Origin of the sequence: Devosia nitrariae (assembly GCF_030160115.1) — a bacterium.
Classification (GTDB): Bacteria; Pseudomonadota; Alphaproteobacteria; order Rhizobiales; family Devosiaceae; genus Devosia; species Devosia nitrariae.
On record NZ_BSNS01000011.1, the window covers coordinates 418339 to 437991 of the forward strand.

22 protein-coding genes are annotated in these 19653 nt (G+C 65.0%); 7 read left to right on the top strand and 15 right to left on the bottom strand.

From position 1 onward, the window contains the following. Window positions 1–82 precede the first annotated feature (82 nt). Window positions 83–1057: a Gfo/Idh/MocA family protein gene (locus QQK18_RS12490; protein ID WP_284340670.1), complete on the bottom strand. Its 975-nt coding sequence runs from the start codon at window positions 1055–1057 to the stop codon at window positions 83–85. Continuing rightward, window positions 1054–2103 (bottom strand): zinc-binding dehydrogenase, encoded by a 1050-nt coding sequence (locus QQK18_RS12495; RefSeq protein WP_284340671.1) that lies wholly within the window; start codon window positions 2101–2103, stop codon window positions 1054–1056. The genes QQK18_RS12490 and QQK18_RS12495 overlap by 4 nt, the downstream gene beginning before the upstream one ends. A gap of 172 nt (window positions 2104–2275) precedes the next feature. Here QQK18_RS12495 and QQK18_RS12500 point away from each other — a divergent pair, with 172 nt between their 5' ends. After that, entirely contained in the window at window positions 2276–3364 is a 1089-nt protein-coding gene (locus QQK18_RS12500; protein WP_284340672.1) for a lactonase family protein, read from the top strand. A gap of 64 nt (window positions 3365–3428) precedes the next feature. Here QQK18_RS12500 and QQK18_RS12505 read toward each other — a convergent pair whose 3' ends face one another. After that, window positions 3429–3863 (bottom strand): Lrp/AsnC family transcriptional regulator, encoded by a 435-nt coding sequence (locus tag QQK18_RS12505; protein ID WP_284340673.1) that lies wholly within the window; start codon window positions 3861–3863, stop codon window positions 3429–3431. A gap of 106 nt (window positions 3864–3969) precedes the next feature. On the opposite strand from QQK18_RS12505, the gene rocF reads away from it, so the two are divergent. From rocF to QQK18_RS12530, 5 genes are all read left to right on the top strand, one after another. After that, entirely contained in the window at window positions 3970–4905 is a 936-nt protein-coding gene (gene rocF / locus QQK18_RS12510) for an arginase (RefSeq protein WP_284340674.1), read from the top strand. A 15-nt stretch (window positions 4906–4920) separates the two neighbouring features. Further along, window positions 4921–5991 (top strand): ornithine cyclodeaminase, encoded by a 1071-nt coding sequence (gene ocd / locus QQK18_RS12515; RefSeq protein ID WP_284340675.1) that lies wholly within the window; start codon window positions 4921–4923, stop codon window positions 5989–5991. Window positions 5992–6220: 229 nt separating this feature from the next. Beyond that, window positions 6221–6559: an ArsR/SmtB family transcription factor gene (locus tag QQK18_RS12520; protein WP_284341032.1), complete on the top strand. Its 339-nt coding sequence runs from the start codon at window positions 6221–6223 to the stop codon at window positions 6557–6559. After that, window positions 6559–7047, top strand: a complete 489-nt coding sequence (locus tag QQK18_RS12525; protein ID WP_284340676.1) for an SRPBCC family protein — start codon at window positions 6559–6561, stop codon at window positions 7045–7047. Before QQK18_RS12520 ends, QQK18_RS12525 begins: the two co-directional genes overlap by 1 nt. A 5-nt stretch (window positions 7048–7052) precedes the next feature. Continuing rightward, window positions 7053–7670 carry a dihydrofolate reductase family protein gene (locus tag QQK18_RS12530; protein ID WP_284340677.1) on the top strand — a complete coding sequence of 206 codons (618 nt, stop codon included), beginning with the start codon at window positions 7053–7055 and terminating at the stop codon, window positions 7668–7670. Window positions 7671–7682: 12 nt separating this feature from the next. On the opposite strand, the gene QQK18_RS12535 is transcribed toward QQK18_RS12530, so the two are convergent. The 8 genes from QQK18_RS12535 to phnG all read right to left on the bottom strand — a co-directional run bounded on the left by QQK18_RS12535 (window position 7683) and on the right by phnG (window position 14772). Next, window positions 7683–8822 carry an alpha-D-ribose 1-methylphosphonate 5-triphosphate diphosphatase gene (locus QQK18_RS12535; protein ID WP_284340678.1) on the bottom strand — a complete coding sequence of 380 codons (1140 nt, stop codon included), beginning with the start codon at window positions 8820–8822 and terminating at the stop codon, window positions 7683–7685. Window positions 8823–8838: 16 nt separating this feature from the next. Then, window positions 8839–9987 (bottom strand): alpha-D-ribose 1-methylphosphonate 5-triphosphate diphosphatase, encoded by a 1149-nt coding sequence (locus tag QQK18_RS12540; RefSeq protein ID WP_284340679.1) that lies wholly within the window; start codon window positions 9985–9987, stop codon window positions 8839–8841. Continuing rightward, window positions 9984–10685, bottom strand: a complete 702-nt coding sequence (gene phnL, locus QQK18_RS12545) for a phosphonate C-P lyase system protein PhnL (RefSeq protein WP_284340680.1) — start codon at window positions 10683–10685, stop codon at window positions 9984–9986. The genes QQK18_RS12540 and phnL overlap by 4 nt, the downstream gene beginning before the upstream one ends. A gap of 188 nt (window positions 10686–10873) precedes the next feature. Next, window positions 10874–11680 (bottom strand): phosphonate C-P lyase system protein PhnK, encoded by an 807-nt coding sequence (gene phnK, locus QQK18_RS12550; RefSeq protein ID WP_284340681.1) that lies wholly within the window; start codon window positions 11678–11680, stop codon window positions 10874–10876. Continuing rightward, window positions 11677–12609 (bottom strand): alpha-D-ribose 1-methylphosphonate 5-phosphate C-P-lyase PhnJ, encoded by a 933-nt coding sequence (locus tag QQK18_RS12555; RefSeq protein ID WP_284340682.1) that lies wholly within the window; start codon window positions 12607–12609, stop codon window positions 11677–11679. Before QQK18_RS12555 ends, phnK begins: the two co-directional genes overlap by 4 nt. Next, window positions 12606–13706, bottom strand: coding sequence for a carbon-phosphorus lyase complex subunit (locus tag QQK18_RS12560; protein WP_284340683.1), 1101 nt, complete (start codon window positions 13704–13706; stop codon window positions 12606–12608). Before QQK18_RS12560 ends, QQK18_RS12555 begins: the two co-directional genes overlap by 4 nt. Window positions 13707–13708: 2 nt before the next feature. Then, the gene (phnH, locus tag QQK18_RS12565) at window positions 13709–14314 is read right to left on the bottom strand and encodes a phosphonate C-P lyase system protein PhnH (protein WP_284340684.1); all 606 of its coding nucleotides are present in this window, start codon (window positions 14312–14314) and stop codon (window positions 13709–13711) included. After that, window positions 14311–14772, bottom strand: coding sequence for a phosphonate C-P lyase system protein PhnG (phnG, locus tag QQK18_RS12570; protein ID WP_284340685.1), 462 nt, complete (start codon window positions 14770–14772; stop codon window positions 14311–14313). The genes phnH and phnG overlap by 4 nt, the downstream gene beginning before the upstream one ends. Before the next feature lie 141 nt (window positions 14773–14913). Between phnG and phnF the strand changes: the two genes are divergently transcribed. Next, window positions 14914–15642 (top strand): phosphonate metabolism transcriptional regulator PhnF, encoded by a 729-nt coding sequence (phnF, locus tag QQK18_RS12575; protein ID WP_284340686.1) that lies wholly within the window; start codon window positions 14914–14916, stop codon window positions 15640–15642. A 113-nt stretch (window positions 15643–15755) separates the two neighbouring features. On the opposite strand, the gene QQK18_RS12580 is transcribed toward phnF, so the two are convergent. From QQK18_RS12580 to QQK18_RS12595, 4 genes are all read right to left on the bottom strand, one after another. After that, on the bottom strand, window positions 15756–16985 hold the full coding sequence (locus QQK18_RS12580) for an ABC transporter permease (protein ID WP_284340687.1): 1230 nt from the start codon (window positions 16983–16985) through the stop codon (window positions 15756–15758). Then, window positions 16982–17716 (bottom strand): ABC transporter ATP-binding protein, encoded by a 735-nt coding sequence (locus tag QQK18_RS12585; protein ID WP_284340688.1) that lies wholly within the window; start codon window positions 17714–17716, stop codon window positions 16982–16984. The genes QQK18_RS12580 and QQK18_RS12585 overlap by 4 nt, the downstream gene beginning before the upstream one ends. Then, the gene (locus QQK18_RS12590) at window positions 17716–19092 is read right to left on the bottom strand and encodes an efflux RND transporter periplasmic adaptor subunit (RefSeq protein ID WP_284340689.1); all 1377 of its coding nucleotides are present in this window, start codon (window positions 19090–19092) and stop codon (window positions 17716–17718) included. Before QQK18_RS12590 ends, QQK18_RS12585 begins: the two co-directional genes overlap by 1 nt. 126 nt (window positions 19093–19218) lie before the next feature. Further along, window positions 19219–19647, bottom strand: a complete 429-nt coding sequence (locus tag QQK18_RS12595) for a hypothetical protein (protein ID WP_284340690.1) — start codon at window positions 19645–19647, stop codon at window positions 19219–19221. Between the last annotated feature and the right edge of the window lie 6 nt (window positions 19648–19653).

A 19653-nucleotide genomic window follows, 5' to 3' on the forward strand; every position in this document is an offset into this window, starting at 1 on the left:
GATTCTATGGCAACGGGTTAGACCGGTGGACGGAATCTCTGGCTGAGGGTGAAGGACCTGAATCAGTGTGTGAGGAAGGCCGCTAAAGCGATACCTCCCGCCCTTCCTCTGCCGATTGCCGCGCCGCGAGCACGATGCGCAGCGAATCTGCGCCGTCCGAGAGTGGCACCTTGGGTCTGCGTCCGTCCGTGATCGCGCCGATCACGTCGCCGAGCTGGGCGACGAACACGTCCTTGTCGCTCCGAACCGTCTCGCTTTTCACCTCACCGGCAGTGGTGACGACTTGCCCGGTATTGAAATCGGAAAAGCTGCCGGTCGCCCGTTCGGCGATGATCTTCCAGCCCTTCTCCGACTTGCCCGGCGCCGCCGCGTTCGACGCATTGACGAGGCCGATGCGGCCGTCCTCATAGCCGAGGATCATGGCGCTGACATCCTCGGTGTCGTAGCGCTCCACGTTGCGATGGAAGAGGTTGGCGGCCTTGGCATAGACGGTCCTGGGCATGCCGAGCGTATGGCGGGCAAGGTCGACGATGTGGATGAGCTGCTCGACCGTCTGCCCGCCCGAGAGCGCCCGCTCGCGCCACCACGGCGAGTGCAGCGAGTTGGTATGGTAGAAGCCGGTGAACATGCCTGGCCGTCCGACATCGGCCGCGTCCCAGCGTTCCACCGCCTCACCGAACCGGTACATGAAGCCGCACGCGGCAACGATTCCCGCCTCGTCCGCTGCCGCAACCATCGCGTTTGCCCGCTCCATGTCGAGGGCGATGGGCTTTTCGACGAGAAGGTGCACGCCCTTGGCGGCCGCAGCTTCGACCTGTCCGGTATGCGCGAAAGGCGGCAGGGCGACGATGAGAAGATCGAGCTTCTCGCGCTCGAGCATCGCTTCGAAGTCGGTATAGACTGCGCCGCCGTGCTCGGACGCGAAGGCTGCGGTCCGATCGGCGTCGCGCCCGCAGCAGGCGACGAACTTGGCCTTGTCGGGCAGTTGCGCGAGCGCCTTGACATGGCGTGCACCGATGCCGCCTGGGCCGAGGAGGCCGACGCGAACGAGGCTCATGAGAGATCTCCAAATATCAGGACGGATTGCATGATCGCGGGGTCCCCGGCATCGAGCCGGGCAAAGAGGGCGGGCGCTTCTGAAAAGGGGACGGCATCGGTAATGAGCGGTAGCAGGTTCAGCCGCCCCTCATGCTGTAGCCGCACCGCCGTCTGCCAGAGCCGCAGCTTGCTCCAGCGGTGACTGGCGGCCGGCGCGACGCCGGAGATCTGGCTGGAAACGACTTCGATGCGGTTGTGGTGGAATTCCTCGCCCAGCATCAGCCCGCGCGCCTCGCCCTGAAAGAAGCCGAGCGCCACCACCCGCGACGCATAGGCGACGGTCCGCATGGCCTCGGCGAGGGCAGGAGCGGCACCCGAGACTTCGATGCAGACATCGGCTCCACGCCCGCCGGTTTCGGCCTTTATGGTGTCGGAGACCGAGACCGCGCTCGGATCGAGCACTTTGTCGGCGCCGAGCGAGAGCGCGAGCTCCCGCCGCGAAGCCACGGGGTCGACGCCGACGACGGTCGCGCCCGACGCACGCGCCGCCTGGGCGACGATCTGGCCGGGCACGCCGAGCCCGAAGACCACCACCAGATCGCCCATGCGGATCTGCGCGTCGTGCACGCCGTTGAGCGCTACCGCGCCGATATGGGAAAAAATGCCGATGCGCGCGTCGGCTCCGTCCGGCATCAGTCGGTCGAGCGCGTCTGCCTCACTCATCATATGGCCGGTGCGGTGGCCCCAGGTGCCGAAGACGTGCTGCCCGACCCGGAGGCCGGTGACGGCGTTGCCGACAGCTATGATCTCACCGACCTCCTCGTAGCCGAGATTGCGCACCGGATAGGTCCAGCTCGGCCCGCCGTCGCGGAAGACACGGGCTGTCGCGTCCCACCGCTTGTGCATGTACGGGCTGGTGCCGCGATATTGGGAAAGCTCGGTGCCGGCGCTGATACCGGAAAGAAGTGTGCGGATGCGGACGCCGTCGGGCGGCAGCTCGACAGGCGCGTATTCCTCGAAAGCGAGCTCGCGAGGTCCGGCCACAACCAGAACGTGTTCGGTCAATTGATCCTCCCTCGGCCCAAGCGCTTGAAATCCTAACCGAATTTGATCGAGGGCCAAACACTTCGACGAACGATCTTCGGAATCCGGACGAGATATTTACAGAATCGGGGACTTGAACTGAAAACAGGAAAGGGCGAAGCCTTGCCGGCCTCTCACATATCGGATTTCACCCATGTCCTCCTCCCTCGTCCACGTCTTCGTCGGCCAAGTCAATCGCAAGGCAGATACCGTAGTGTCCGGCCAAGGGCTGACGGTGCTGACGTTCGACGAGGACACCTTGGAGTTCTCCTCGGTTTGCATGGCCGACGATATCGACAATCCCACATTCCTTGATGTCGATGTTGCCAATTCAACGGTTTATGCGGTGTCGGAAGTCGTCAGCTGGCTAGAGGGAACGGTCAGCGCCTATGCCTTCAACGAGCGCGCGGGAACGCTGACCTATCTCAACAAGCAGCCGACGCTCGGGCGCACCACCTGCCACGTGACGGTGACGGGTGACGGACACCTGGCGGTCGCCAACTACAGCCAGGGGACGGGCGGGCCGGACCAGGCCGTGGCCATCTATTCCATTGGTGCCGATGGCCATATCGGCGCGCCGCTGGCGAGCACTGCACATTTCAGCACCGTCGGTCCCCGCGCCGATCGGCAGGAGCGCAGCCACGCCCACAGCGTGCAGCAGACGCCGGACGGACATTATTTCCTTGTCGCCGACCTCGGCACGGACGAGTTGGTCGCTTACCGGCTGCAGGACGGCGGGCTGATCCGCGCCTTCGCCTACGCCGCAACGCCAGGCGCCGGGCCTCGGCATTTCACCTTCCACCCCGACGGCAAGCTCGTTTACGTCGTCAATGAGATCGCGGCGACCGTCAGCGCGCTGTCCTATGCCGGGGAAAGCCTCTCTCTCATCGAGGAGCTCTCGATGCTGCCCGAGGGTGTTACCGAGCAGACCTGGGCGGCCGACATCCACCTGTCGCCGGACGGGCGCTTCCTTTACGCCTCCAACCGGGTCTTCGACTCGATTGCGACGTTCGCCGTCGAGCCCGACGGGCGGTTGAGGTTCCTTGGAACGACGCCAAGCGAGGGGAGCTGGCCGCGCAGCTTTGCCATCACGCCGTCCGGGCGGCACCTGCTGGTCGCCAACCACAACTCAGACTCCATCGTTGTATTGGCGCGCGATGGCGAGAGCGGATCGTTGACGCAAACGGGCAAGGCGCTGTCGATCAACGCACCGTTCCGGGTGCAGGCCGTTGCTTTCACTTGAGCCGGCCCGAGGACTGCGCCGGCTGACGCTCCAAAGATAGACCGCACACTCATCTGGTCGGCCGCTATGGCCGGCGGGCTGCGCGCTTGGTGGTCAGATAAAGGTTGGTCTCGCTCGAGAGAACCCCGTCGATGAGCCGGATGCGCCGCAGCACGTCGTCGAGACCGGCGAGGGTCCCGGTGCCGAGCTCGACGATAAGGTCCCACGATCCATTGGTGGTGTGGATGGCCGAGACCTCCGGCATGCCGTTGAGCGTGCGGATGATCTTGTCGCTGCCGGTGCCGGCGATCTTGATGAGCATGATGCCGCGCACCGGCAGTGCATACTCGTCGTTGCGCAACACCACCGTATAGCCGAGGATTTCTCCGCTCGCCTCCAGCCGCTCCATGCGCGAGCGCACGGTGGTGCGCGTGACGCCGAACCGGCTCGCCAGATCGGAGACCGAGGCCCGCCCGTCACGACGCAGTGCATCGATGATCTGCTGATCGAGATTGTCCATAACGGCACTATCTTAGATCAGAACGAGCAGCCCGCAACAAAAATCGATCACCATCGCCCGTTCCGGCTGATCAATTCTTCTGGCTAACTCTTCAAATGAGGCAAATATGAACGACGGCAAGCGCGTAGTCCTGATCGGCGTCCCAACCCAGGCCGGCACCCACCAGAAGGGTTGCCTGATGGGCCCCGATGCCCTGCGCACCGCCGGGATCGCCGAGGCGATCCGGGAGCTCGGGCATTGTGTTGAGGACTGGGGAAACCTTGCCCCGGCCAGCCAAGGCGATCTGCAGCACGCCAACCGCGCCATCCACGACCTCGGGGAAACCGTCGGCTGGATCGAAGCGGCGGCCGAGGCGGGCACGAGGGCGGTCGGCGATGGGCTGTTCCCGGTGTTCCTCGGCGGCGACCATTCCATGTCGGCGGGAACCGTGGCCGGTGTTGCCCGCGCGGCCAAGGCGAGCGGGCGGCCGCAATTCGTCCTCTGGCTCGACGCCCATTCCGACTTCCACACTCCCGACACGACGACGAGCGGCAATTTGCACGGCACTCCGCTCGCCTATGTCACCGGCATGCCGGGTTTTGCCGGCGTCTTTCCCGATCTCGAGGCGAGGGTCGATCCGGCCAACGTCGCCATGATCGGCATCCGCTCGGTCGATCCGGCCGAGCGCGCCGCGCTCCGTCAGCACAGGGTCGAGGTGCACGACATGCGCCGCGTCGATCAGCACGGCATGTCGAGTCTCCTGCTGGGCTTCATCGAGCGGGTAAAGGCGGCCAACGGCCTGCTGCATGTCAGCCTCGATGTGGATTTTCTCGACCCCGTCGTCGCCCCGGCCGTCGGCACCACCGTGCCGGGCGGCGCCACCTTCCGCGAGGCGCACCTCGTCATGGAACTGATTAGTGACAGCGGGCTGATGGCCTCACTCGATGTTGCCGAACTCAACCCCTTCCTTGACGAACGCGGCAAGACCGCGCGGCTGATGGTCGACCTCGTCGCCTCGCTCTTCGGCCGCAGCGTCATGGACAGGCCAACGATTTCCTACTGAAAGAGGAGCCTAAGGATGGTTCAGTTCGTCAGTGTCGCAAATATCCTCAAATTCCTTGCGCGCTCGGGGGTTGAACCTCACCTCGTCGGGCTCGCGCGCTACCTGGAAGAGGATTTTTCCCGCTGGGAAGCCTTCGAAAAGGCGCCCCGCATCCCCAGCCACTCGCCTGGCGGGGTGATCGAGCTTATGCCGACGAGCGATGGCGAGACCTACAGCTTCAAATACGTCAACGGACATCCGGGGAACACGCGTAAGGGCCTGCAGACGGTGACCGCCTTCGGTGTCCTCGCGGATGTTACGACCGGCTATCCGCGGTTTGTTGCAGAAATGACGGTGCTGACGGCAGTGCGCACTGCCGCCGTCTCGGCGATGGCGGCAAAACACCTGGCGCGGCCCGAGAGCCGGGTGATGGCGATGATCGGCAATGGTGCGCAGTCGGAATTCCAGGCACTGGCTTTCAAGGCCGTCAATGAGATCGAGGAGGTCCGGCTCTATGATATCGATCCGGCCGCGACCGATAAATGTGCACGCAACCTTGCCGGATCGGGTCTCAGGATCGTGCGGTGCGGCTCGGCGCCCGAAGCGGTGGCCGGGGCCGACATCGTGACCACGGTCACCGCCGACAAGCGCCGCTCGACGATCCTCACCGACAACATGGTGGGCGCTGGGGTGCACATCAACGCCATCGGTGGCGACTCTCCTGGAAAGACAGAGCTGCATCCGGATATCCTCAAGCGCGCTGGCATCTTCGTCGAGCTGACGGCGCAATCGCGCGTCGAGGGCGAAATCCAGCAACTGCCGCAGGATTATCCCGTCACTGAACTGTGGGAGGTCGTGACAGGGAGGAGACCGGGTCGAACGGACGGGGCGCAGATCACGCTGTTCGACTCGGTCGGCTTTGCCGTCGAGGACTTCTCGGCACTCCGCTACCTGCGCGACCGGGTGCGGGGCACGCAGTTCGTCGAGGAGCTCGACCTCATCGCCGAGCCCGACGACTCGCGCGACCTCTTCGGCCTGATCGACCGCGCAGGGCGGCAGTCTGGCGGAGTTGTCGGGCGAAGGGGCGCGGTGCCGGCGGTGGCGTAGCCCCCCTCATCCGTCTCGGCCTGCGGCCGATCCACCTTCTCCCACGAGGGGAGAAGGGGTGGTGCCCAGCTCGAATCTCCAGCCAGAACGAGTTTCTAGCAAGTATTGGTGCTGAGCCACCCTCCCTTCTCCCCTCGTGGGAGAAGGTGGCTCGCGCGAAGCGCGAGACGGATGAGGGGGTGCACACTTAGCCCTTGCGCTAAGTGTCATGCCCATGATACTTAGCCTTATGGGTCAGCATTCGCAAAGCCTCGACGGCATCTTCCAGGCACTGGCCGACCCCACGCGGCGGGCGGTGCTGAAGCGGCTAGGCGAGGGGTCCGCAAGCATCACCGATCTCGCGAGGCCCTTCGACATGGCCTTGCCCTCCTTCATGAAGCACATCCGGTTCCTGGAGGGCAGCGGATTGATCCGAACGCGGAAGGAGGGGCGCGTGCGCACCTGCTCCATCAACCGGCAGCAGTTCCGGGCGATCGAGGCGTGGCTCACCGAGCAGCACGCCATCTGGGAGGGCCGCACCGATAGGCTGGAGCGCTTCGTGACCGCCCAAGCAAAGGAAAAGTCGTAATGACCAAGTCTTTCGACCCCGCCCTCGACCTGAAGATCGCGCGGGTGATCAAGGCGCCTCGCTCGGCGGTATGGAAAGCCTGGACCGACCCGGCGAGCTTTGCGCAATGGTGGATTCCGGCGCCGGCACGCTGCAAGGTCGTCGAGATGGATGTGCGGCCGGGCGGGGGGCTGGTGACGCGGATGAGCGAGGATGGCGGCGAGTTCGTGCCGCACCTGACCGCCTGCTATCTCGATATCGAGGACGGCCACCGCATCGTCTTCACCACGGCGCTCGGAGGCGGTTGGCGGCCGGCCGAGGCGTCGTTCCTGACCATCACCGCCGTCATCACTTTGGCGGACAGCCCGGCAGGCACGGATTACACGGCGCATGTGATGCACAAGAGCCCCGCCGACAGCAAAAAGCACGAGGACCTGGGCTTCTACGACGGCTGGGGTACGGTCGCGGCCCAACTTGCTGCCTTTGTCGAACGACAGGCCCAGGAGTGATGGCCATGCGCAAGATCGTCTTGCAGATGATGACAACCCTCAATGGCCGGCTTGACGATCCGGGCGCCTGGGTCCACCGCGTCAGCGACGACCAGTATCGCAGGATCGATGAGCTCTATGCCACTTACGACACCGTGCTCGTCGGCCGCACCACCTACGAGGAGATGGCTGCCTATTGGCCGAGCGCGCTCTCGGAAGGGACAGAGACCAACCGCCGCATGGCGAAGCGGATGAACGACTACAGGAAGCTCGTCTTCTCGAGGTCCGGCGGGGAGGACCTCACCGCCTGGAACAATGTCGAACAGGTCATTGCCGCCGACGAGACCGCACTGGCCGCGTATCTCACCGATCTCAAATCGCAGCCTGGCGGCGATATCCATCTTTCGGGTGGCGCGAGTTTCGCCCAGACCGCGATCGGCCTCGGCCTTGTCGACGCGTTTCACTTCTTCGTCTACCCCACGGTCTCGCAGGGCCTGTCCTGGTTCGCGCAGCTTTCGGAGAAACAGGACCTGGAACTGCGCAGTACCGAGAGTTACGAGAACGGCGTCGTCAGGCTTGGCTACGTGCCGCGCGAACCGACGCGGGCGACGCGGCCGGAGAGATTCACCGAGTTGCTGAGCTAACCCCAGCAGTTCTCAGCAGATTCTCCGCCCCTCACGCCATACGCCAAGGATCACCGGCTGACCGTCGACGAGCCGCACCCGGCTGAAGTCGGCGCGCTTGTCCGGAGCGAGTTCGCCACGGTCGGCAAGGCCGACCATCCCGGTGGGATTTGCCGAGATCATGGCGACGGCCTTGGGCAATTCGATGCCCTCGCTGCCGGAAAGCTGGAACACCGCCTGCATAAGGCTGGCGGGCACGTAGTCCGAGGAGAGACCGTCGAGAAAGCCGCGCTGGGCCAGTTCGACCGCCGAGACATTGCCCGAATGCGAGCCTCCGCGCACGATGTTGGGCGCGCCCATTATAACCTTCATGCCACGCTTGGCCGCGTGGCCGGCCGCGCCCAGCGTCGTCGGGAATTCGGATATGGCGATGCCTTCGGCGACCGCTTCCTCGACATGCTCGCGGGTGGTGTCGTCGTGGCTGGCCATGACCGTGCCGTAGTGGCGGGCGAGCGCGATAACCGACCGGCGATGGATCTCGGCATGCTTGGCCTGGTCGGCCCGGCGCTTGGTCACCATCGCATCGAACTCGATGTCGGTCCACTTCTTGTCGCGGTTGAACTGCCGCCACTTCTCGAGGTCCGCCCATTGCCGCTGGCCGGGGGTGTGATCCATCAGTGAGACAAGCTTGACGTGGGGATTGCCCGCGATCGGCTGGTAGATCTCCATGACGGCGGGATCCGCGAGCTCGCAGCGCAGGTGTATGAGGTGCTCGGCTTTCAAGACCTCGCGGACACGAGGGTTGGAAAGAGTCTCCACGGTGGTCGCGATCATCTGGCGCCGGTTGCTGGCGGCCGAATATTCGCCAACCGAGACTGCATCGAACACCGTGGTGATGCCGGCGCCGGCGATCTGCACGTCGTGCGAGAGGACGGCCGCGCTTGCCGACGGCCACATGACGCCCGGACGCGGCTGCAGGTGTCGCTCGAGGTTGTCTGTATGAAGCTCGACGAACCCTGGGATGAGGTAATCACCCTCGAAGTCGATGGCCTGTGGCAGGTGGCTCGAGCCTTGGCCGATGTCGGCGATGACCTCGTCACGTATCACCACGCTGCCGTGGACGACCTCATTCCTGAGAACGACGGCGACATTACTCAAGACATGTTCCGACATTTCACACTCGCCGCACTCAATTGACGATTCGGCCGTTACGCCAGGCAGACCGTATCACCGGAAAATCGTCAACCAGATGAACGCGGATGATGTCGGCACGAAGGCCGGGCAGGATCTCGCCGCGGTCCTCGAGTCCGCAAGCGCGCGCGGGCGCGCTGGTGACCATGCGCACTGCGTCCGGAAGCTCGATGCCGAGCTGCCGTTGCCGCGCGACCATGAAGGCGCAATCGAGCATGGAGCGCGGCACGTAGTCGGAGGCGAGGATGTCGACGAGGCCTTCGGCCAGGAGCTCGGCGACAGCGACATTGCCCGATTGCGAGCCGCCGCGCAGCATGTTGGGCGCCCCTGCGACACTCAGCATTCCGTTCTCGCGCGCCGCACGCGCCGCCTCGATGCTCACCGGAAATTCGGCGACGCGGATGCCTTCGGAGAGCGCCATCTCGATGTGCTCAATCGTCGCGTCGTCATGGCTGAACATGGGCAGGCCGTGTGTCTTGCCGATCGCCACGACCTCGTCGCGCACCTCCACGGCATTGGCCTCGAGCCGGTCGAGGAGTTCGCGCACCTCGCGCTCGACCACCTCGCGCGCCTTGCCACTCTCGACCATGCGCCGCGCGACGTACTGCTCGACATCGCGGCTTTGCCGCTTGCCCGGCACGTGCTCCATCACCGAGAGGACCCTGACGATGTCGCGCCCGACATTGGTCCGGGTCAGTTCCGGCGTGATCTCGTCGGTGATCTCGCAGCGCAGATGCACGAAGTGCTCGGCCCGAAGCATGTTGTTGGCGCCGGCGAACTCCAGCGCGTCGATCATCGGGCCGAGGATCTCGCGCCGCTCCGGGTTCTTTTCGGTGGCACCGACGCAGAGTGAATCGAAGACCGTGGTGACACCCGCCCCGATTATCTGCGCATCATGCGACATCACCGCGCGCATCATGTTCCAGCGCACATGGGCACGCGGATAGACGTGCTTTTCGAGATGGTCGGTATGGCAGTCGACAAGGCCGGGCAGAATATAGTCGCCGGCAACATCGATGGCGCCGGGTACCGAGGTGCCGCCCATGTCGACGCTCCTGATCTCGCCGTCGGCGATATGGAGCGTCCCGGCGATGACCGCGTCGTCGAGGACGATGCGCGCGCCGGTGATGACGATTTCATTCATCATGCCGCGCTCTTCTGGAAGGCCGTGACCTCGAACAGGCGGTTGGCAACCGCCTCGCGCACCTCGGCGTCGTGGAAGATGCCGACGATGGCAACGCCCCGCGCCTTGGCCTCGAGGATCAGGTCGATGACCACCTGCCGGTTCGCCGCATCGAGCGAGGCCGTCGGCTCGTCGAGCAAAAGGATCGGATAGTCGCGCACGAACCCACGCGCGATATTGACCCGCTGCTGCTCCCCGCCCGAGAAGGTCGCCGGGGCGATCGTCCACAGCCGCTCGGGGATGTTGAGCCGGGTGAGCAGCGCCTTGGCGCGCGCCTCGGCTTCTTCGGCCGCGATGCCGACGAGCTTGGCCGGCTCGGCGACGACCTCGAGCGCAGGCACGCGCGGGATGACCCGGAGGAATTGGCTGACATAGCCGACCGAGTGGCGGCGGACCTCGACTACCTGCCACGGTTCAGCCTGCGTCAGGTCCACCCACTCGCCGCGATGGGCGACGCGGATATGGCCGGCCCCGGGCTTGTAGTTGGCATAGAGCGAGCGCAGCAGCGTCGACTTGCCCGACCCCGAGGGACCGTGGAGGCAGACGCATTCGCCGGCCGCGACCTCGAGGTGGAGGTCGGCGAACACCGGGATGACCGTGCCGCCCTGGGTGTGCAGTACGAAGTCCTTGGTGAGGCCGGTGACGGAGATCATGGCGGTCATGAGGATGGTCCTCGTAAACTGTGGATCTGGCGCGTGTTGCCCCACCCCTCCCTGCCCCTCCCCATCAAGGGGAGGGTGGTTTCGTGGCTGTGGCAGCATAGTGCAATAGCCACCGACGCCTCACCTCCCCCTTGATGGGGGAGGTTGGGAGGGGATGATGCGATGTCGGAGTTGGGATCGAACATCGCCTAAACCTGCAACACCGAGGAAACCAGCAATTGTGTATAGGGGTGGTGTGGGTCGTCCAGGACCTGATCGGTGAGACCCGCCTCGACCACCCGCCCGCGGCGCATGACCATCAGCCGGTCGGCCAGCAGCCGCACCACCGCAAGGTCGTGGGTGACGATGATGGCGGCAATGCCGAGCTCACGCACGAGCCCGCGCAACAGGTCGAGCAGCCGCGCCTGGACCGAGACGTCGAGGCCGCCGGTCGGTTCGTCCATGAAGACGAGGCGGGGGCGGGTGACGAGGTTGCGGGCAATCTGTAGGCGCTGCTGCATGCCGCCCGAGAAGGTCTTGGGCTTGTCGTCGATGCGTGACGTATCCAGTTCGACCTTGGTCATCCAGTCGAGCCCCTCGCGGCGCAACTCGCCGTAGTGGCGCGCGCCGATCGCCATCAGCCGCTCGCCGACATTGCCGCCGGCCGAGACGTTCATTCTGAGGCCATCGCGCGGGTTCTGGTGGACGATGCCCCAGTCCGTGCGCATCAGCTTGCGCCGCTCGGGCTCGGAGAGGGTGAAGATGTCGCGCGGCCCTTGGGCTCTGAGGTCGTAGTCAACCGTGCCCGTCGTCGGATGCATCTGCGCCGAGAGCACGTTGAGGAGTGTCGACTTGCCCGAGCCCGACTCCCCGACGATGCCGATGACCTCGCCGGGATAGAGGACAAAGGAGACATCCTCGCAGCCCACCTGTTCGCCGTAGTGCTTGGTCAGCCTGTCGACCTTGAGCAGCGGCCGGCGCTCGCCGGCAAGGTCCATGGCCATGGCAGCGCTCATCGATCCGCTCCTTCTTCCTCGGCCGTTCGAGCGAAGGCGAGAGCGGCGGGGTCGCCGCCGAGCTCTCCGCGATGGCCCTCGGCCCGCCGGTCCGCGCAGAAATGCGTGTCCGAGCAGACGAACATCTTGCCGCCCCGATCGTCGAGGACGACCTCGTCGAGATAGCTGTTCTGCGCCCCGCACAGCGCGCAGGCCTCGTCCCAGGTCTGCACTTCAAACGGATGGTCGTCGAAATCGAGGCTCTTGACGCTGGCATAGGGCGGAATGGCGTAGATGCGCTTCTCGCGGCCCGCACCGAACAGTTGGATGGCCGGATTGTCCTGCATCTTGGGGTTGTCGAATTTCGGGATCGGCGAAGGCGACATCAGATAGCGGCCGTTGACCATCACCGGATAGGAATAGGTGGTGGCGATGTGGCCGTAGCGGGCGATGTCCTCGTAGAGCCGCACATGCATCAGACCGTATTCGGCATAGCCGTGCATCTTGCGCGTTTCGGTCTCGCGCGGCTCGAGCTGGCGCAGGGGTTCGGGCTGCGGCACCTGGTAGACCAGCACCTGGCCTTCCCTAAGCGGCGCTTCCGGGATGCGGTGGCGGGTCTGGATGATATCGGCCTCCTCCGTCGCCTCTGTGGTGTCGACCCCGGCAACCCGCGAAAAGAAGCGGCGGATGGAAACCGCGTTGGTGGTGTCATCCGCGCCCTGGTCGATGACCTTGAGGGTATCGTCGGGCCCGATAACGCTCGCCGTCACCTGGATGCCCCCGGTGCCCCAGCCATAGGCCAAAGGCATCTCGCGCCCGCCGAACGGCACCTGATAGCCGGGCACGGCGATGGCCTTGAGCAGCGCGCGGCGGATCATCCGTTTGGTCTGCTCGTCGAGATAGGCGAAGTTGTAGGCCGCGTCCCAGCGGACCTCCTCTAGCGCGCTCATTCTGCAGCGTCCTTCTGCTGGCGTTCCTCGAATTCGCGGCGGAGCTTGCGGATGAGGCCGAGCTCGGCCTGGAAGTCGACATAGTGCGGGAGCTTGAGGTGCGAGACGAACCCGGCCGCCTCGACATTGTCGGCATGGTAGAGGACGAACTCCTCATCCTCAGCCGGATAGCGCGCCTCCTCGCCGAACTCGCGCGCCCGCAGCGCCCGATCGACCAGGGCCATGGCCATGACCTTGCGCTCATTATGGCCGAAGGAGAGCCCGTAGCCGCGAGTGAACTGCGGCGGGCGTTCGGCCGAACCCTCGAACTGGTTGATCATGTGGCATTCGGAGACGACGACGTCGCCGATATCGATCGCGAAACCCAGTTCCTCCGGCACGATCTCGATCGAGACCTCGCCCATGCGGATCTCGCCGGCAAAGGGGTGCGTGCCGCCGAAGCCGCGCTGGGTGGAGTAGCCGAGAGCAAGAACGAACCCCTCGTCGCCGCGCGCCAGGTTCTGCAGGCGCTGGTCGCGATCGGCGGGAAAGGACATCGGCTCCCGGGTGAGATCGAACGGCTCGTCCGCATCCTCGGCGGGAACCTCTGGCTCGATCAGCCCCTCATAATCGAGAATGTCGGCTACGTGCGGCATTCCCTCCTCGAGCGGTGTCTCGCCCACCGGCGCTTCCGGATCACCCACGCCCTCTTCGGCGGCCAGCGCGAAGTCGAGCAGGCGGTGGGTATAGTCGTAGGTCGGGCCCAGCACCTGTCCGCCCGGAATGTCCTTGTAGGCGGCCGAAACACGTCGGCGCACCAGCATCTCGGCCGTGTCGACCGGGAGGGAGACGGCAAGCCGCGGCAGCGTGGTGCGATAGGCGCGCAGCAGGAAGATGGCTTCGACGAGGTCGCCCTGGGCCTGCTTGATGGCGAGAGCGGCAAGGTCGCGATCGTAGAGCGAGCCCTCGGCCATCACCCGGTCGACGGCAAGGCCCAACTGCTCGGAGATCTGCCAAGTGGAGACTTCCGGGACGCTGGTATCGCCACGCCGGGTCTCGGCAATGAGCTCATGCGAATTGAGGATGGCGCGCTCGCCGCCCTTGACTGCAACATACATGGCTAGACCTCCACCTTGACACCGCGCGGCAGGCCGATGACCTGTCGCCCGCAAACGAACAGCACGTCGACGCCCTGCGGATAGAGCGCATGGTTGTCGTCCCATTGTGCCCAGAAGCCTTCCGGCAGGGCGGCAATGGCGACCTCGATCGAGCCGTTGATGCCCGGGCCCGTCCAGCGCGTCGCAGATCCGCCGGTCAGCGCCGGGACCTGGATGACCAGAGTCGAGGATCGGTCCGGGTGCCGATCCTCGCCGATGTCGAAATCGCCGAGACCCGGCAGGTGCCTGGCGTCCGCCACCAGCGCGAATTGGGCGTCGTGTGTCTCGGAGACGATCGGCGAGCCGCAGTGGAAACGGATCCAGGCGGGAACCGGTCCCGCGGCCGCCGGCGCGTCCAGCCAGACCTTGGTGTCGAAGTCGAAGAGGGTCAGAGCGATGGCGGCCGTTGCCGGATCGAGCGGCGCCGGAGGGTCGAGCGACACCTCCAGCGTTGTGATCCTGCCGGCATAGGCAAGGGCATCGAGGAGGGCACGGAACCCGGCCTGCGCCTCGAAGACGGCATCGGTAAAGCCGGGCTTTAAGAGCGCGGCATCGTGGGAAGTGCTCATTTCGGATTGTCCCCGCGCACCATGGTGAAGAAGTCGACCTTGGTCGCCGCCGCCTTGCGGCTCTTCAGGTCTCGGTCGGTTTGCTGCCTGCGGGCTATCGGAGCGATGACGCTACCCTCGATGCGCAGCCGTTCGCCGGTCTGCATGAGCGCATCGAAGATGGCAGCGAGCTCGGCTTTGCGCTGGTCGCGCCCGGCCGCATAGCTCGTGCCCGCCGTGCCGTCGGCGAGCCGTACCGCGCAACGCGTGACGGTCACTTCGCCAAGGTTGAACGGATTGCCGGTACCGCCGGCGCGGCCGCGTACCATGGCGAGACCCGTTTCGGGCCGGCGCAGGAACTCGTAAGCGGGCGGTTCGACGATCGCCTTCCAGGCGGATTCGAGTTCCGCACGGGTGGCGCGGGCAAGGATGCCCATCCAACGTGCCCGCGCTGCCTGCGGCTCCGGAGAATTGTTCATCTGGCGAACCTATTCATCTAAACGTCTAGACCTTTTTGAGAGGACATGCTATCCGTCATTTCCGTCGCGCCCCTTATGCCCCGACTCCGTGACGTCACCGTGACACGCTTTTAGTTTTCTTGTGCTTTGGGAGAGAACGCAATGACCACGCGCCGCGCCGGTTTTCCCCTCTGGCAGCAGATCGCCGATGTGGTCACCCAGGAGATCCGCGACCGTGTCTATGCCCCTGGCGATCGGCTGCCGACCGAGATGGAGCTGGCGCAGCGCTTCGGCGTCAACCGTCATACCGTGCGCCGCGCCGTCGCTTCGCTTCAGGATTTCGGCCTCCTGCGCATCGAGCAGGGCAGGGGCACGTTCGTCCAGGAGGACATCGTCGACTATCCCTTGAGCCGGCGCACCCGCTTTTCCGAGATCGTCCGCCGCCAGGCCAAGACCCCTTCGGGCGAGCACCTGCGCTCGGCGACGATCCCGGCGGACGCGACCATCGCCGAGGCGTTGTCCATCAAACTCGGCGCGCCAGTGGCGCTCATCGAGACCGTCGGCAAGGTCGATGACCAGCCGGTGAGTCTCGCCGCACACCACTTCCCGCTCGAGCGCTTCCCCGACCTCTTCGACGCCTATGAGGCGACCCGGAAGATTACCCCCATGTTCGAGCGCCTGGGCGTTGCCGACTATGTGCGCAAATCGACCAAGGTGACGGCGCGCATGCCCGACAGCTACGAGATGCGGCACCTGCGCCTCGCGCGTATGACCCCTGTGCTGGCCGTCGAAGCGGTCAATGTCGACGGTGAGGGACGGCCGGTCGAATACGGACAGACGCGGTTTTCTTCGAGCCGGGTGCAGATCGTGATCGACACGCTGCCGGAATAGTCTGGCGAGCTGGCTGCAGCAGCTAGGTCGCCTCCGGTAGCTCCGGCCCGGCGAGCTTTTCTCCTTGCCTCAATCCGGCGTGAGAAGACGCGGACGCGTCTCCCTGTGCTCACTTATTCAGAGCGAAGTGCTTCGACCGGTGACTTGCGGGATGCGTGGACTGCCGGATAGATGCCGAAGACAAGGCCAACAAGGGCCGAGAACGTGAAGGCGAGGAGCATGGGGTCGGCAGTGACCTCGACGCGCATATCGAGCTGCCGCACAAAGATTGCTCCGACGATCCCGACAACCGCTCCCGCAAGGCCACCGGCCACCGAGAGGACAGTCGCTTCAGCAAGGAACTGCAGGAGGATGTCGCGGGGAGTGCCGCCGACGGCCATACGAATGCCGATTTCGCGCGTCCGTTCGGTCACCGAAACGAGCATGATGTTCATGATGCCTATCCCGCCGACGAGAAGCGAAATGGACGCGATGGCTGCAAGCAGACGCGTCATCGCCGCCGAGGATTCCTGCTGAAGGTTCAGCATCTCGGCGACGTTGTTGATGCGGAAGTCGTCGGCCTGACCGGGGCGCAGCCTGTGCTGGAAACGCAGGATGTCGCGGACCTCCTCGATTCCGGCATCGATCCCTTCGCTGTCGGCGATCTTGACGGTGATCATGCCGACCGAATGGGTCTTGACGCTGCTCCGGCCGACAATCTGTTCGCGGGCGGTCGTCAAGGGCAGGAAGATGACGTCGTCGTCGTCCGTGCCGTCCATCGACTTGCCCTTGGCTGCCAGCAGACCAATCACCTCGACCGGAACCTGGTTGACCCGCACGGTCTGGCCGATCGGATCGACATCGCCGAACAGCGTTTCTGCGGCCGTTTGGCCGAGCATCGCCACCTTGGCGGATGTTTCGACATCCTCCGCGACGATCGTGCGACCAGACGCGAGACGCCAGTTGCGCGCCGTGAAGAACTCCTCGGTGATGCCCTGAAGCGCCGTCGACGCGTTGCCACGGGGCGTGACGAGCTGGGCAACACCCGGGACACTCGGGGCAGCCGTGACGATGCCATAGCTTTCGTCACGAAGGGAAATGGCGTCCTCGTCGCTGAGAGTTGGACGTATGAGTGCAGACTGCGTGCCGCTGGCGGACGCCGCTGCGCCTGGCATGACCACGATGATGTTGGTGCCTGTCCGCTCGATCTCTTCGCGGATCAGCGCCTGCGTCCCGGCGCCGATGGCCACCATGACCACCACGGACGCCACTCCGATGACGATGCCCAGTGTCGTCAGCGCGCTTCGCAGGCCATTTGCGCGCAAGGCCCGCGCCGCCGAGCGCAATGTGTCCGCGGGGCTCATTGCTCCACCAGGGCGAGTTTCGCGCGACGTTCGATGACTTCGGCGGCGGTCGGATGGTCGGAGTCCTTTCCCACACGCCCGTCCTTGAGCGCGATCCTGCGGCGCAGCCGGTCGGCGACGGAGACATCGTGCGTGACGACGACAAGTGCGGTGCCGCCGGCATTTATGCCCTCGAGCACTTCCAGGATCTCGTTGCCGGTTCGCGTGTCGAGCGCGCCGGTCGGCTCGTCGGCCAGAATCAGGTCCGGATCGTTGACCAGCGACCGTGCAATGGCGACGCGCTGCTGCTGTCCGCCGGAAAGCTGGTTCGGCAGATGGTTCATACGCTCCGAGAGGCCGAGGCGCTCCAGCGTCGCCGCAGCCTTCTCGCGGCGTTTGCGCGGTGGCAATCCGGCATAGGCCAGGGGGAGTTCCACATTTTCGATGGCCGTGAGCCGCGGCAGCAGGTTGAACCCCTGGAACACGAAGCCGATCCGGCGGCAGCGGATGGCCGCCAGTGCCGCTGCCGACATCTTGCCGACCTCGTCGCCACCGAGCCGGTAGCTGCCGATCGTTGGCGGGTCGAGGCAGCCGAGGATGGCAAGCAGCGTCGATTTGCCTGAGCCCGAGGGCCCCATGATCGCAACGGCCTCGCCCTCGTCGATGGTCAGGGAGACGTCGCGCAGCGCATCGATTGCGACCTCACCCAGGTCATAGCGCTTGCCGATTCCCTCGAGTGCGATCAGTGCCATCAAAAGAGCCCGAATATGCTGCCGCCACCGGAGGACTCTTGCCGATCGTCCTGGCTAGCTACGCCGAGGATGACCTGGCTGGTCTCGTCGATTCCCTCGGCGTGAATGGCCGTGAAGGGACCGTCGGTTGTACCCAGTAGCACCGCGACAGACTCGGCTCGGCCGTCCCGGAGAACGTAGATGCGGTCTTCTCCGGTGCGCGGCTCGCCCGGCGGGCGGAAGCGCAGTGCCGAACTCAGGACTGCAAGGACGGGTTCGGTCTCGTTGATGATGATGTTGCTGGTGGCCGTCATCCCCGGCATCAGCAGCAGATCCTGATTGGGGGCGCTGGCAACGACGGTGTAGTTGACGACGTTCTGCGTCGTCTGGGGGTGCATCCTGATCTGGACGACCTCGCCCGAAAAAACACGTTTCGGGTAGGCATCCACCGTGAACTCGAGGCGCTGACCGAGGTGAATACGACCGATCTCGCCCTCGCTGATTGCGGTGTTGACCTGCATCTCTCGCATGTTCTGCGCGATGGTGAACAGCGTCGGCGCCTGCAGGCTGACGGCAACAGTGGTGCCGATCTCGATACTCCTTATGGTGACGATGCCGTCGACCGGCGCCCGGATGACAGTGCGCTCCAGCTCCAGGCGGGCCTGCCGAAGGGCGGCCTCACGCTGGCGCACAGCCGCGTTGAGATTGACGAGCTGCGCCTGCGCCGATCGCAACTGCGCCTCGGCCGACGTGATGATGGACCCTTTGGCCTCTTCGCTGGCCTGTGCCGAGCGCAACTGCGCCTGCGCGGCAAGCCAGGCGCTTTCGGCGCGTTCCCGTTCGGCCCGCGGGGCGTTCGCGCCGAGCGCCTTCCTGCGCTCGAGTTCGGCTGCCGCCTCGGCGACACGCACATCGGCATATTCGCTGTTGGCGCGGGCGGCAGCCAGGTCGAAACGCACGGTTTCGAGGTCTGCTGCCATACGGTCCACCGCCGCCTCTTGGGTGGCGACCCCCGCTGCGGCGATATCGAGATCGGCTTCTGCCTGGTCCACGGCGATCTGGAAGGTAATGGGATCGATCAATGCGATTGGATCGCCCGCTTTCACCTCGTCGTTGAAGTCGGCATAGATCTCCTGGACCTGCCCGGAGACCTGCGAGCTGACCGAGACGAGGGCGACAGGATTGAGCGTGCCGGTGGCCGAAACGCGTTCGACCATGACCCGCTTCTCCACGTTGGCCAGCCGGTAAGGCACCGAAGAGGTCGGCACGCTTGCCTGCGCGGTCGACGCCCCGCTGACGGAGGTCACCAAGCCTTGGAAGAAGCCGCTGCTCACCCCCAGCCAGCCGATGCCGATCACAACGACAGTATCGAATACCCACTTGGGAAGCTTGCGCATGCTGCTCAATCCTCACGCGTTCTGTGCACCCGCCGGCCGGAACTTTTACGGGCACCGGCGGAATAGCGAAAACGCGAGGAGGATGTGCTCCCCCTCGCGCGAATGGTTGTTCAGGCACGCCAGGGCTTAGGAGAGCGGGCAGGTCGGCAGGCTTGAGCCCTTATTGCAGACGACCTCGTTCGTGGTCGTACTGGACGCCGGAGCGATTTCTACCTCAGTAGCGGTGACCGTCGAATGATCCGCGTTCACCTTGCCCTGGGGATTGATCGCGGTGCAGACATTGGTCGTGGTCTCGATCACGGCACTCGTTGTCGTGGTGACGTCCGCCTTCCCAACGTTGCCGTTGCCCTGGTATGCAACGTCGCCCATGGTCGTCGAGGTATCACCACCCGACGTCGATGTGGTGCTCGAAATAATCCAGCTCCACTTGACGTTCGGCAGTTCGCCGCAGACGTCGGAGCCGAGGACGACTGCAGCATAGGCACTGGTGCTGATGGCAATGGGCGCCCCAGACAACATCGAGGCCGCGAGCAGCCCCATAAGAACTTTCTTCATTTGATA